General features: G+C 33.7%; 14 protein-coding genes. 7 read left to right on the top strand and 7 right to left on the bottom strand.

The window, feature by feature from the left end:
- The first annotated feature begins 15 nt into the window (after positions 1-15).
- From BTM29_RS08855 to BTM29_RS08840, 4 genes are all read left to right on the top strand, one after another.
- Positions 16-507 carry a hypothetical protein gene (locus tag BTM29_RS08855; protein WP_076616309.1) on the top strand — a complete coding sequence of 164 codons (492 nt, stop codon included), beginning with the start codon at positions 16-18 and terminating at the stop codon, positions 505-507.
- A gap of 107 nt (positions 508-614) precedes the next feature.
- Complete coding sequence (locus tag BTM29_RS08850; RefSeq protein ID WP_076616306.1) at positions 615-1,040, top strand: GAF domain-containing protein; 426 nt, start codon at positions 615-617, stop codon at positions 1,038-1,040.
- 33 nt (positions 1,041-1,073) lie between these two features.
- Positions 1,074-2,096: a sensor histidine kinase gene (locus tag BTM29_RS08845; RefSeq protein WP_076616303.1), complete on the top strand. Its 1,023-nt coding sequence runs from the start codon at positions 1,074-1,076 to the stop codon at positions 2,094-2,096.
- Positions 2,097-2,108: 12 nt separating this feature from the next.
- Positions 2,109-2,762 carry a response regulator gene (locus BTM29_RS08840; RefSeq protein WP_076616300.1) on the top strand — a complete coding sequence of 218 codons (654 nt, stop codon included), beginning with the start codon at positions 2,109-2,111 and terminating at the stop codon, positions 2,760-2,762.
- Between the two features lie 133 nt (positions 2,763-2,895).
- Here the strand turns inward: BTM29_RS08840 and BTM29_RS08835 are convergent, their stop codons facing one another.
- From BTM29_RS08835 to BTM29_RS08820, 4 genes are all read right to left on the bottom strand, one after another.
- Positions 2,896-3,780, bottom strand: a complete 885-nt coding sequence (locus BTM29_RS08835) for a helix-turn-helix domain-containing protein (RefSeq protein ID WP_076618854.1) — start codon at positions 3,778-3,780, stop codon at positions 2,896-2,898.
- Positions 3,781-3,923: 143 nt separating this feature from the next.
- Positions 3,924-4,922: a GTP 3',8-cyclase MoaA gene (moaA, locus tag BTM29_RS08830; RefSeq protein ID WP_076616297.1), complete on the bottom strand. Its 999-nt coding sequence runs from the start codon at positions 4,920-4,922 to the stop codon at positions 3,924-3,926.
- Positions 4,923-5,234: 312 nt separating this feature from the next.
- On the bottom strand, positions 5,235-6,116 hold the full coding sequence (locus BTM29_RS08825) for a DMT family transporter (RefSeq protein WP_076616293.1): 882 nt from the start codon (positions 6,114-6,116) through the stop codon (positions 5,235-5,237).
- Complete coding sequence (locus BTM29_RS08820; protein WP_076616290.1) at positions 6,116-6,325, bottom strand: heavy-metal-associated domain-containing protein; 210 nt, start codon at positions 6,323-6,325, stop codon at positions 6,116-6,118. The genes BTM29_RS08825 and BTM29_RS08820 overlap by 1 nt, the downstream gene beginning before the upstream one ends.
- Before the next feature lie 164 nt (positions 6,326-6,489).
- Between BTM29_RS08820 and BTM29_RS08815 the strand changes: the two genes are divergently transcribed.
- From BTM29_RS08815 to BTM29_RS08805, 3 genes are read left to right on the top strand one after another with little or no spacing between them, the layout of a single operon-like run.
- Positions 6,490-6,786, top strand: coding sequence for a hypothetical protein (locus BTM29_RS08815; protein WP_076616287.1), 297 nt, complete (start codon positions 6,490-6,492; stop codon positions 6,784-6,786).
- Between the two features lie 2 nt (positions 6,787-6,788).
- Complete coding sequence (locus BTM29_RS08810) at positions 6,789-7,784, top strand: hypothetical protein (protein WP_076616283.1); 996 nt, start codon at positions 6,789-6,791, stop codon at positions 7,782-7,784.
- A 12-nt stretch (positions 7,785-7,796) separates the two neighbouring features.
- Positions 7,797-8,723, top strand: a complete 927-nt coding sequence (locus tag BTM29_RS08805; RefSeq protein ID WP_076616279.1) for a polyprenyl synthetase family protein — start codon at positions 7,797-7,799, stop codon at positions 8,721-8,723.
- Positions 8,724-8,799: 76 nt separating this feature from the next.
- On the opposite strand, the gene BTM29_RS08800 is transcribed toward BTM29_RS08805, so the two are convergent.
- The 3 genes from BTM29_RS08800 to dnaJ all read right to left on the bottom strand — a co-directional run bounded on the left by BTM29_RS08800 (position 8,800) and on the right by dnaJ (position 13,340).
- On the bottom strand, positions 8,800-10,134 hold the full coding sequence (locus BTM29_RS08800) for a dihydrolipoyl dehydrogenase family protein (RefSeq protein WP_076616276.1): 1,335 nt from the start codon (positions 10,132-10,134) through the stop codon (positions 8,800-8,802).
- Positions 10,135-10,212: 78 nt separating this feature from the next.
- Positions 10,213-12,063: a translation elongation factor 4 gene (lepA, locus tag BTM29_RS08795; RefSeq protein ID WP_418236005.1), complete on the bottom strand. Its 1,851-nt coding sequence runs from the start codon at positions 12,061-12,063 to the stop codon at positions 10,213-10,215.
- Positions 12,064-12,215: 152 nt separating this feature from the next.
- Positions 12,216-13,340 (bottom strand): molecular chaperone DnaJ, encoded by a 1,125-nt coding sequence (gene dnaJ, locus BTM29_RS08790; protein ID WP_076616272.1) that lies wholly within the window; start codon positions 13,338-13,340, stop codon positions 12,216-12,218.
- Positions 13,341-13,399 lie beyond the last annotated feature (59 nt).

Raw genomic sequence — 13,399 nt, 5'->3', positions numbered from 1 at the left:
GCACAGGAGGAAATCATGATTGGATTGGTTTTAAACGAGCAATTATCTAAAGACTCAATTGAAAGCTTAAAATTATCTGTAAATAAATTGAGACTATTGACCTCTAATATCATTATCCCAACTTCAAATAAAGACTTTCAAGTAATATCACAAATATTTAATCACCAAAAAAACGTTAAAGTTATTGAACATGTAACACCATTTACAAATTATGGTAGTCTCTCAGATATTTATAGTGCCAGTATTCAATATAATGGTATTGTAGAATTCTTAACGATCTCACCTATTAATAGTCATGTGAATCAAGAAGTACTTTCTATAATTTCTGATAATCAAAATAGTTTTGCCACAACTATTGATCAGAATTGTTTTACCATCAGTCACTTTCTAATTGATTCAAATAATTTAACATCATATTTAAATTTGGACAATTTTGACTTAGAGGATTTCCTGACACAAGAAATCCAATGTATGCCCGTTTCATTTGCTAAAAATGATATTTTTTAATATTATATATAAAAAAATATTCGTAAAATATTCCAATATTAAATAAATACCGTCAAAATCAATGTTTTATCAAAGTCAAAAATGTTACTATAAAGGAGGAATAAGACGTGAATCTAGAACAGACAAATAACCAATTTGATTATCAGGACTTGGTAAATAAAATCTATCAAAACGAAGAATTTGATTTTGTTGGTATTGCAATTCAATCAAATAACTCTCCACACTCTATTAAATGGCAATTTGTCGCCGGTAATACTAATGAAAGATTTAGAAGAATCGTCTTAAGAAGTGGTATTGGGATTGCTGGTCTAGTAATTCGAACCGGCAAACCATTTTGGGACAATAATTTAATAGAATATGAATACTCTAATAAAATGTATACTCCAATTGCACAAAATGAACACTTACACAGTGCCGTGGCAGTACCTATCATTGCAAATACAGGTATTATTATTGGTGTTTTACTTGCAGGGTATCACTCAAATATAGAGGTTTCTAATAAAACAGCCCAAACTCTCTCCCAATATCTTTGATTCGTCAATTTTGGAGAATGGGGCTGATTTTTTTTGCTTGAAACTACACAATGGATAAATAATTACTTTAATGAATCTACAGATGCCATCATGATTTTTAAAGATAATGAATTAATTGTAAGTAATCATATGGCTAAAGAATTACAGGAAGAACTAAAAATGAACCCCAAATATCTTTTAGAGGTTGCCGACTCATCGATCAAGCAAAAATTCTCACCGACAGAGAATTGCTTTGACTGCATTATTCAAAATAAGATGAAACAGGTCTCTATACCTATCACTCTTGCCAAAGACATGCCCCATCCCCTTTCTTATTTCATGATTTACAACGTTATTGATAAAGACAGTCATGTCTTCTCACTAACCTTAAAAAATCGTGGAACGATCAATCGAATGGATCAATTGGCTCAACAAAGAAAACTCACACAATATGTCAACCGCGCTAATGAGAATGAACGCAAACGAATCTCCGAAGATTTACACGATAGTATTGCACAAGGAGTTTACTCTGCCATTATGGGAGTTAGACGCCTAAATAATACAGAAATGTCCAATGATGATTTGAATCAACTCACTGGTGTGATTCAATCTCAGCTCAATGATACCCTGACCGAAGTTAAAAGAATGGCTTTAGATATTCGTCCATCTGTTCTTGATAGTTTTGGACTTTTATCTGCGTTACGTGTTCTGTCCAAACGTCTTGAAGAAAATTCTGGCGTTGAGATCAACGTGATTGGAAGCGCTGACACTAGTGGCCTTTCAAATGATATTCAAAGTGTACTTTATAGAATAGCTCAAGAAGCAATTAACAATGCCTTAAAACACGCAAATGCTGATGAAATTTCTATTTTACTAGTATCACACGATCACTTTATAACCTTAGAGGTAATCGATGATGGTGACGGTTTCGATGTACCAAAACATCAGACATTTAATGGACGTTCACTGGGTTTGATGAATATGAACGAACGTGTTAAAGCGTTAAATGGTGCCTTTAACATTAAATCAACAGTAAATGAGGGTACTACTGTTACTGTTAAGTTTCCAATAGTTTGAGGGGGGAAATTTATGTATAAAGTTTTGATTGCTGACGATCATGCTGTCGTTAGATCTGGATTATCTTTTTTAGTAAATCAACAAGCCAATTTTAAAGTCATCGGAGAAGAAGCTAACGGAACTGACACCTATATGAGAGTTGAACAAGGTGGCGTGGACATTTTAATCATGGATCTTAGTATGCCACCTGGTGAAAGTGGATTACTTACAACACAGAGAATCCATGACAAATATCCCAATGTTAGAATACTGATTCTATCCATGCATGAAGAACAAGAATATATTAATAAAGCAATTCATAATGGTGCCATGTCATATGTATTGAAGAGCTCATCTGATGATGAATTGATCAAAGCATTGAAGTCACTTTCTAATGGTGAAAATTATATTGATAAAAATATTATGATAACAAAATCTGATATTCAACAGATTAATTCCGACGGTATAAACGTTGATCTCAAAGGATATAATGGCTTATCCAAGCGTGAAAAGGAAATTTTCCCACTAATTGCCTTAGGTTATTCAAACAAAGAGATTGCATCGCAAATGTTTATTTATACAAAAACAGTTGAAGCACATAAAGCCAATATTATTCGTAAATTGCAGCTAGATACCCGTGCAGACCTTGTTAGATATGCCATTCATCACCATTTAATTGAGTTTTGATCCTATAGACAAAAACGTGTGAAAATACACAATTTCTTCCACTTAACAAAAATAATTCCGATATTCACTTTCATGAATACCGAAATTATTTACGTTAATGCTCGGAAATTACCTGTGCATTTTCACACTCTTTTTATTTATTCTTTTCAAACTGTGTTCTCAAAGCAGCAACACGAACCTCTACCACTTGATTATCATTGATATGTGCAAAGGCGAGTGCTTCATTCATCAATCTCTCAATCTCTGTTGTGGATTTATTATCACTAATGGCATTTTGTGCTGCTTGTAATTTCAGTCTTGGTAAATAATATGTCACATGGTATTCAGAACATAAGTCTATCCCCATCTTGACTAACTCATCGCTAATTTTGATTTTACCTTTAGATGCATTGTATTCAGCAGTAAAGAATATCAAGGTTAAAATTCTTAAATAATGATTATCTTTATCTTCTTTAACTTCAGTTTTTTCTTGATTCTCTTTGATATAATCAAAAATTTTACTAAAATAGAAATCAGCTTTATCATTCTGCTTTTCTCTAGAATACATAACACCAGATCCCAAGTACGCCAATTGTGTAAAAATAGATTGATGACTATCATCTAGGTCATCAAGAATTTGTGAGAAATCAAACATTATATCTACTGGCTTTTGATTGGTCAAAGCGTTCAACAAACCACGTAAATAGTAGAACTGTGTTTTAAGTGGAACGAATTCAATCTTTTCTGGTTTCACTTTTGCCAAGATATCAATTACGGTTTGATAATTCTCCATCATTAATTCTTTTTCGGCACGATCCAATAGGTCTCTTATTTTAGCAGTAGAAGCCATAGAATCTTGATATAAATCATCAACCATAAGTCCTAGTCTTGCACACAATTTATTTAAAATTGTTAATGACGGCACACGTCCATTATTTTCAAATTTACTCAATGTGGCTTGTGTGCAGATATCCTCACACAACTTTACTTGTGATAATTTTAATTCCTTACGCCTTTTTATAAATACATCTATATTTATTTCTCTCAACATTCACACTCCAAAGTTTTGCATAGATTCCTAAAGAGAATTGAACAAACGACTGACACTATGTAACTCATAATTATTTTACAATCGCTATCTATTATACCAACTTTTTACTAAAACTTCTGATTTATTATATTTTAACCACCTATTTGACTCATATGACGCCATGTAGGAGCCTTATCAATTATTCTATCTTCCTCGTCCATCGCCATTTCATGATTCAGAGGCTTTCTATCCAATGACTTTTGTATCAATCTTCTGAATTCTTTTTTATCTGGAATTGCCTTGCGAATATCAATTTCCTCATTCCAATACAAACATGCCTTAACATAGCCATCCGCAGTAATTCTTAGCCTATTACAATTCTCACAGAATTTGGAACTAATTGGATGTATCAAACCAAAGCTTCCTGAAAATCCTTCGATTTGATAGTTATCTGAAGGTCCATTTCCACTTAAATCGATTGGATGATATTTTATTTTATTTTCATCACAAATATCAAAAACACTTTTTAGGCCAATATATTCTTTCTTCCAGGTTTTTTCTGCATTACCAATTGGCATGAATTCAATAAAACGAACATTCACATCATGGTCTTTTGTATAATTTAAAAAGTCTAAAATTTCATCATCATTTTGTCCCTTAATAAGAACAATATTTAACTTGATTTTCTTAAAGTGAAGTTTACTTGCAGTATTTATTCCATCTAATACTTGTTCAATATTTCCACCACGAGTGATTTCCTTATAACGGTCCTCTTTAAAGGTATCCAAACTAATATTTAATCTATCTAACCCAGCTTCTTTCAGCGCTGCAGCCTTTTTTGCTAAAAATAAACCATTTGTAGTAATCGAGACATCTTCGATTCCACTGACATTCTTTATTCGTCTAATAATATCTACTACGTCAGTTCTAAGTAATGGCTCACCACCAGTAATTCTAACTTTGGATACTCCCATTTCAGCAAAATTTTCAATCATTTTAACGATCTCATCTTGTGATAGAACCTTATCAGTTGGGAAAAACGGCAAACCTTCCTTAGGCATGCAATAGACACATCTTAAATTGCACCTATCAGTTATTGATAATCGAACATAATCATGTAATCGATCATAATGATCATATAGTTTTTCCATGATGAAACCTCCAAAATATTATAGACAGCTTTGTGAATTAGATAATTAACTAATTTTATTATCTATTATTTTGAAAATGGTTTGAATTGGTAAAAACACCTAATTAATTAAAAGAGTGTGAAAATGCGCGGGTAATTTCCGAGCATTAACGCAAATAATCAGAGCGCGACTTAACACGTTCAGTTTTCGAGTACAATGCAAAAGAAACCGATAATTACGTAAGTAAGTATCGATTCCTTTTTATTAGACGGAGAAAATTGTGTTTTGGCACGCGTTTTCACTGCAAATTTGAGTAAAAAAAGAGTTCCATCATTAATTTGTATCCGAACGTGTAAATGTAACTATCGCTGTAGATGCTATTAACAATAATGCACCGACAATGATATTTGAACTTATCTGAATTGGGAAGAAGAAATAAGAATATACAATAACAATGATTGGACCTAAGGCACGAACTATATTTGCTTTACCAGCAGTGATGAATTTCAAACTTGTATAGAATAATAACAATGACAAAAATCCATTGAAAAATGCGCCAAAGAAATTAAACGTTACAGCCTTAGCTTGAATACCCCCAAATGTTCCTGGAATAATCAAGGCATATACGAATAATAAAACAGCCGAAACTAAATGATTATAAAACAATACATTACCAGGATTATTATCTTCGACCAAATATTTGGCTATGATATTATTTATTGCATACATTAGAGGGTAAATAAACGCACATAAAATACCCCAGATACTGTCAATTTGAATACGTCCCGTTGAGACAAAGACTGAACCAATAATACACATTGCAATAGCTAAGTAATCCCACTTAACCAATTTTTCCTTCAAAAATATATATGAAAGCGCAAATACATATACCAAATATATTCTAGCAATCAAAGTAACTGTGACAGGACTTAGAAGCGTTAAAGCGATATATTGCAAAATGACTCCGATTGCATTTGATAATCCAAGTGCAATCACCCATTTGTTTTTGATAATTGAAAAGTCATGATACATAACCAATATCAATATCAAATTGAATATCGCCGCGAAAACACTGGTAAATAATGCCCCAATAACCGGATTCAAACTAACCAGTGAAAATTTGTTCAAAACCGGACTGATACTACTAAATAATAACGATATTAAATTGAGCTCAACACCAAGAAGCTGAGCTTTTTTTGTAGTCATTTGCTTCATTAAATCAATTCCTCAACAGTAAAAGGCTTACTACTTAAATCTTCTTTGATTTCATTAACATCCAAATCTGAATTACCAGAAATTGTTAGAGTCATTTTATCCATATCTTTTTCTAGATTCTCTACACCCCTTGCGTCCTTGATCAATTCAGCAATATGTCTTGGGCAATTCTCACAATGTAATCCACTTACCAAAATTTTCTTTTCCATTAAAATATTCCTCCAATATATTAATATTATTACTTTTTTATCATAACGCAGTAAAAACTTTTTTTAACTTAGGAATTTCACTAATTTTTTATCTATAAGAAAAACGCTAGAATATAAGTAATATATGAAATGATTTATTTAGCATAATAAGGAGAACTCAATATATGGCTGAAAATGTAAGTACTGAACAAGCAATCTATCAATTACTTAATGATGTAAAACGTAACTATTTCACTTCTAATCGTCAATTAAATAAACAATCAAAACTTTATCAAACAATTGAAGAAGTTACTGACAAAGGTTGGTTCAATGATTTGTCTCTTGAAGAAATAACCAATTATTCTTTAGCTACTGCTACTCTTAAATCCGCTACATTGACCAAAAGTGGTGAAAAAAAATTGGATGAACTCAAAAAAATATATAGTAAAGATCCTGATGTAAATAGTAAAGAGGAGAATTAACCATGGATATTGATGACTTAAAGAAACAAATAAGTGGTCGTTTTGAAAATGCACCCATTCAATCCTCTGCATTTTATGCTGACCCAGAGGATCACTTGGATAATCAAAAAAAATTACGTGTCAGCTTGAAATCATTCACTGAAACGCAAAAGATGATTACCCCATTTGCATTACAAATTTTGTGTACTCATTCTGAGATAACAATAATGCCACTGGGGTTACTCGATCTTGATGAATTAAAACAATGGGAAAATGAACAAAGAAAAGATACTGGTGTTTTAGTTGGTAATCCAGATAACAGGAATGGATTCCCTTTGGTAATTCAATTCACTTCTCATGTAAAAGAATATCCGTCAAAAAAAGAAATCCTAAATGTTTACACTGACGATTTATTTAATCACTTTAATGAAACATTCAATGATCATATTTGGCCTGTAATAATGAAGTATCTTAATGAAAACCAAACTATTTTAAAGGCGATTGAAAAGAAACTAGTTGAAGAAAGTCTAGATGTTAAAAAAATGACTATGAAACAACTTCAACCACTCAATGAATCTGAAATCAAAGAAAAATTGGGAATTGATCTAAAAAAGGATCAAATTGAACATTATTCTAGTTACATAGCTGATATGAGCCAAGTCAATTCCATCATTACTTCATCTAGTTCATTTACAAAAGAACAGATACTAAAGGATATGCCATTTGCACAAATGATGAATCTTGCTGAAATGCGAAATACCTTTTTTTATGTGCTTGATAATACATTTAATGAAATTCTATATTTCTACCTTCAGGCATACGGAACTAAGAATCCTTCACTTAAAAAACATATTCAAACATTGCGTAAAAGTCTTGCAGCAATTATGCGAAATGATGCCTGGAAAAAATCAAATGACTTAATCGAAAACGAAAATAAATTTGATTCACAAAAGTTCTTCGGTTCAGTGTTCTTACCAATCGCAGAAAATATTGAAGTTGAAATTGACAAATTTAAGTAAGGAGACTTTCTAATGGCATCCCCATTCGAACAATTCGAACATCTTAACCCAAAGTTGATTAATCTTGAAGATTATATTCTTCACCTAATTGAACTTAACAAAGACGATATTATTACAGAGGCTAGTGGCTTCTTAAAATCCGGTAGATTCCTGCACAGTGCCTTCTTCTACCTATTCTCCGGATTTGGAGAAACAGAGTCACTAAAAGAAAACACCTTACAATCAGCTGCAGCAGTAACTCAAATGTTTTATATAAGAAATGAAATGATGCGCCGACATCAAGCTGGACCTGATTCTATAAAATTGAATTTCATGGTCGAATATTTTTCTGACTTAATTGATGTGGAATTAAGAAAATGTTCAGCCGACGATGACGCTCTGCAAGGTAAAATTGATGCGATCCAAGAAATTACCACACAACAATTAATGGCCGATGAAGAAATGATTAAGCCAGTTGAAGATATTGCGGAATATATCAAACGTGTTGAAGGTCGTAGTGCAATAATGTTTGAATTTGCTTGTCGATTCGGTGCTCAAGCTGCTCATGCCTCTGATATAATAGTTGATTCAGCCGGTGAAATTGGTAAGACTATTGGCATTGCTTATCAAATAAAGAGTGAAATACTAGATCTTGTAGGAATTAACACATCTAAAACCGAATTTGGACCATTGTACATGCTACAAAATGGTGAATTCACTTTACCTGTTATATTTGCGATTGGTAAAAAAGGTCAAAACTTCATGAACGATATTGCCGAGGCCGGTAAAACTGGTGAAGAAAATCTTGCTATAACAGCTGAAGAAGTAATTGATAATGGTGTTGATGCATCACAGGTTATGGTTAAGGAGTACAAAGATCAAGCTTTGTTCGATATTAATATGTTGCCAGAAATACCTGAAAAGCACGATCTACAAAAGTTAGTTGAAATGTTACTATAATTCTTCAAATTAAAAAAAGATTCGAAACAAATTTTTAAAATTTGCTAGAATCTTTTTTGTATAACAAAATTTCTTATTAAATTAGATATTGTAGATCACTGGCAGGTGTTGGATAAGCAAACACTGTATTACTAATTTCATTATGTTTCATTTTCTTATTGATCGCTAATGTAAGATAATTGATCACCTCATCTGCCTCATTACTCATAACAGTGGCTCCAACTATCTCATCATTTTTGTTAAAAATCACCTTAGCCCTTGCAATAGACTCATTAGTTCTATAATACGTGAACCATTTTGTCAGATCTTGATCAACTATTCTATAGTTGTCAGGGTCTTTTTTTGCTTCATCAGTACTAATGCCAACTTTAGCTAGTTCTGGTCCTCCATAAACTAATGTAGGAATTGCAGGGTAAACAATCTCTTTATCATTTTTACCAGTAATAACACTAGCAACATAAGTTGCATCAAATCCTGCAATCGGTGTCAATTTCGGTTGAACTTTATCAACGACATCCCCAATGGCATAAATTCTAGGATTAGTAGTTTGAAGCTTCCCATTTGTAGAAATTCCATGACGAGTATATTTAACTCCTGCCTTCTCCAAATCTAATTTATCAACATTTGGTATACGGCCAGTAGCACCAACAACAAGATCACTCACCAATGAAAAGTCATCAGCATTTAATACATATTGATCATCAAATTTAGCAATTGATTTGGTATCAATATCAAAATGGAACTTTATGCCACGATTCTTCAACTGATCAACCAGATCATCAACAAATGATTCATCAAATTCCTTTAATGGACGATCATTATGGTGAACAATGTGAACCTCAGCACCGGTCGAACTGGCGATAGTGGCTAATTCAAAGGCGATATACCCTGCCCCGATGAAGGTGATTTTTTTAGGCATAGATTTTAGATTCATAAAATCTGTACTAGTTAATATATTTTCATTTCCTTCAATGTTAAGCTTACTTGGCCTTTGACCTGTCGCAATAATAAAATTATCTGCTTGATAAATCTTTCCATCAACATCAATTTGATAATCAGAAATAAACTTAGGACTACCTTCGATCGCCGTAATTCCAGCGTTAATGATTCCGTCACGACTACCATCTGGTATCTTACTTGTATATGTCTCTTTAAATGCTTCAATCTCTGACCACTTTACAAAGGGTACTTGATCTCCACTGAATCCTTTACCTTTTAATTGAACCATTCTATCACGGGCTTGTACTCCACTTAATAGTATCTTTTTAGGATCACAGCCACGATTAGGGCAAGTTCCACCCCATTGATAGTTCTCAACTACTGCTACATTTTTTCCAGCTGCTTTAAGATCGTAGGCTTCTGCCAATCCTGCTGGTCCGCCACCAATTACAATTGCATCAAACTCATTCATCAATTACAACCTCCGATAATTTTGGATATAAAAATAGACTCTTACAATATTATAAGAGTCTATTTATTTTTTTATTACTTATTTGCCTGAATCATCGGTTTTACCTTTGTTCAAATTCAAAACTGACATGAAGGCCTCTTGTGGAATTGATACCTTTCCGACGTCTTTCATACGTTTCTTACCGGCCTTTTGTTTATTCAACAACTTATCACGACGAGTTCTATCACCACCATACAATTTGGCAGTAACATCTTTTCGATAAGCTTTAACAGTCGCACGAGCAACAACTTTGTTACCTATGGCTGCTTGGACTGGAATTTCGAACATTTGACGAGGTATAACCTCTTTTAGGCGTGCAACAATGTCTCTACCACGTTGGTAGGCAAAGTCTTTATGTACAATAAAACTCAATGCATCCACTGGTTCACCATTAAGTAAAATATCCATTTTAACTAATTCACTAGGTTCATATGCATCAACTTGGTAATCAAGGGATGCATAGCCTTTGGTATTAGATTTCAAATCATCAAAAAAGTCAAAGATAATTTCTAACAATGGTAACTTATAAATAACATTGACACGATATTTATCTAAATAATCCATTGTTACAAACTCTCCACGTTTTCTCTGACACAATTCCATAACTGGTCCAACATAGTCTTCAGGGACCATTATTTCAGCACGTACGTATGGTTCTCTAACTTCTTTGATTTCTGATGCATCTGGTAATTCGGATGGATTATCAACCACAATATTTTCGCCAGAAGTAGTCGTTACTTTGTAGTCAACTGATGGGGATGTAATGATCAAATCCAAATTAAATTCCCGCTCTAAACGTTCTTGGACAACATCCATATGGAGTAGTCCTAAAAATCCAACACGAAAACCAAATCCTAAAGCTTGAGAAGTCTCTGGTTCATATTCAAGTGCTGCATCATTCAACTTCAATTTCTCTAAAGCCTCATGTAGATCTTCGTACCTTCCATTATCAACTGGATACATACCAGCGTATACCATTGGGGTACTCTTGCGATAACCTATCAATGGTTCATCTGTCGGGTTATTTGCTAGTGTTACAGTATCACCAACTTGAGTTTCAACGACTGACTTAATACTTGCAGTAATATATCCAACATCACCAGCCATCAAATAATCACGAGAAACGGTCTTAGGAGACATTACACCAACATCTGTCACTTCAAAGGTCTTCTTATTACTCATCAGTTCAATCACGTCACCGACCTTAACGATGCCTTCACGGACACGTACATTCAAGACAACTCCACGATAACTGTCATAAACAGAATCAAAAATCAAAGCCTTTAGTGGCTTATCAATATCGCCAACTGGTGCTGGGACATCTGATACTATTCTTTCAAGTAGTTCATCAATTCCTAATCCAGTCTTAGCACTAGTCATGACAGCATTAGATGCATCAATACCGATCATCTCTTCGATCTCTTCTTGAACCTTCTCTGGTTGAGCGGATGGAAGATCAACTTTATTAATAACTGGTAGTATCTCTAAATCGTTATCAATGGCCAAGTATGAGTTAGCTAATGTTTGAGCTTCAACACCTTGAGCTGCATCAACTACTAGTAAAGCACCCTCACAAGCTGCAAGAGATCTTGAGACCTCATACGAGAAGTCCACATGTCCTGGTGTATCAATCAAATGAAAAATATAATCTTTACCATCTTTAGCAGTATATTCCAATTCAACTGAATTCAATTTGATCGTAATTCCACGTTCACGTTCAAGATCAAGATCATCTAGAATTTGAGCTTTCATTTCACGTTTTGAAACAGTATGTGTTTTTTCCAAAATTCGATCTGCAATTGTAGATTTACCATGGTCTATATGCGCTACGATAGAAAAATTACGAATTCTTTTTTGTCGTTCTTTTAATTTATCAAGATCCAGATCCATAAAATTTTCCTTTCTATCATTTATTTCTAAAATTTATTTAATAATTGATTCTCATCTTTTATATTTTACACTATTTAAACCTATACCACCATCAACTTGAGATATGTAAAAAAGAAGCCGCTATTAGATATACGACTTCTTTTTTATACAATTTAGCCATTAAAGGCATCTTTAATCTTATTGAAAAAGTTACTATCTTTTTCTTTAACTTTATTTCCACCGGCCTCAGAGAATTGCTTCAAGGCATCTCTTTGTTCACCAGACATTTTACGAGGAGTAACGATATTAACAGTTACATTTTGATCACCGATATTCTTGCTATTAAGAACAGGGGCACCTTTTCCACGCAATTTGAATGATGTACCAGTCTGTGTACCACTAGGAACGGTCAATTTAACCGGACCATGTACAGTATTTACTTTAATTTCATCACCCAAAGCTGCTTGAGGGAAACTGATGTTAACTGAAGAATAAATTGTTGAACCTTCACGTTTGAACTCTTTACTTGGTGAAACATGGAAAACAATATATAAATCACCATAAGGTCCACCATTTTCGCCGGCTTCACCTTGTGAGTCTAGACGCATTTGTTGTCCATCTTCAACACCTGCTGGAACAGTAACTTTAAGAGTATGTTTCTCATTAACTTTACCCTTACCATGACAAATATTGCATTTTTCTTTAATTTCTTTACCAGTACCATTGCAGACATCACAAACAACTCTTGTACGCATACGGCCAAGTGGTGTTTGACGATCTACTTCGACATAACCGGAACCATTACACTTTGAACATGTTTCGGGATGTGTACCTGGTTTAGCACCACTACCATCACAAGTTTTGCAGACTTCTTCACGATCGTATGAAATATCAGTCTTCTTACCAAAGACCCCTTCTTCAAAGGTCAAATCCATACGGTATTGTAAGTCAGAACCTTGTCTAGGTGCGTTTGGACTTTGACGAGTTGCTCCACCGCCACCAAAGAACTGACTGAAGATATCCTCAAATCCACCGAATTGTTCACCGCCGGCTCCGCCACTAAAGCCTTGGCCTTGATTCATACCAGCTGAGCCATATTGATCAAATCTAGCACGCTTTTGAGGGTCTTTTAAAGTCTCATAAGCATCATTGATCTCTTTAAATTTTTCTTCAGCATCCGGAGCCTTGTTAATATCTGGATGGTATTTTTTTGAAAGACCACGAAAGGCCTTTTTGATTTCATCTTCAGAAGCGTTTTTATCAACGCCTAAAACTTCATATGGATCTCTATCTGCCATTTACAAATCACCCTTGTATGACTGGGATAACTTTCATCCCATATTGTCCTTTTATGCTC

This window comes from Companilactobacillus allii (assembly GCF_001971585.1).
Classification (GTDB): domain Bacteria; phylum Bacillota; class Bacilli; order Lactobacillales; family Lactobacillaceae; genus Companilactobacillus; species Companilactobacillus allii.
The sequence above is the reverse complement of the archived record's forward strand: the minus strand, read 5'-3'. Positions and strand labels throughout refer to the sequence as shown.

Coding starts and splice junctions, on each gene's coding strand:
- lepA (WP_418236005.1), bottom strand. CDS start 12,063: ATGGATCTGGATCTTGATAAATTAAAAGAACGACAAAAAAGAATTCGT.
- BTM29_RS08820 (WP_076616290.1), bottom strand. CDS start 6,325: ATGGAAAAGAAAATTTTGGTAAGTGGATTACATTGTGAGAATTGCCCA.
- dnaJ (WP_076616272.1), bottom strand. CDS start 13,340: ATGGCAGATAGAGATCCATATGAAGTTTTAGGCGTTGATAAAAACGCT.
- BTM29_RS08855 (WP_076616309.1), top strand. CDS start 16: ATGATTGGATTGGTTTTAAACGAGCAATTATCTAAAGACTCAATTGAA.
- BTM29_RS08825 (WP_076616293.1), bottom strand. CDS start 6,116: ATGAAGCAAATGACTACAAAAAAAGCTCAGCTTCTTGGTGTTGAGCTC.
- moaA (WP_076616297.1), bottom strand. CDS start 4,922: ATGGAAAAACTATATGATCATTATGATCGATTACATGATTATGTTCGA.
- BTM29_RS08800 (WP_076616276.1), bottom strand. CDS start 10,134: ATGAATGAGTTTGATGCAATTGTAATTGGTGGCGGACCAGCAGGATTG.
- BTM29_RS08815 (WP_076616287.1), top strand. CDS start 6,490: ATGGCTGAAAATGTAAGTACTGAACAAGCAATCTATCAATTACTTAAT.
- BTM29_RS08810 (WP_076616283.1), top strand. CDS start 6,789: ATGGATATTGATGACTTAAAGAAACAAATAAGTGGTCGTTTTGAAAAT.
- BTM29_RS08805 (WP_076616279.1), top strand. CDS start 7,797: ATGGCATCCCCATTCGAACAATTCGAACATCTTAACCCAAAGTTGATT.
- BTM29_RS08840 (WP_076616300.1), top strand. CDS start 2,109: ATGTATAAAGTTTTGATTGCTGACGATCATGCTGTCGTTAGATCTGGA.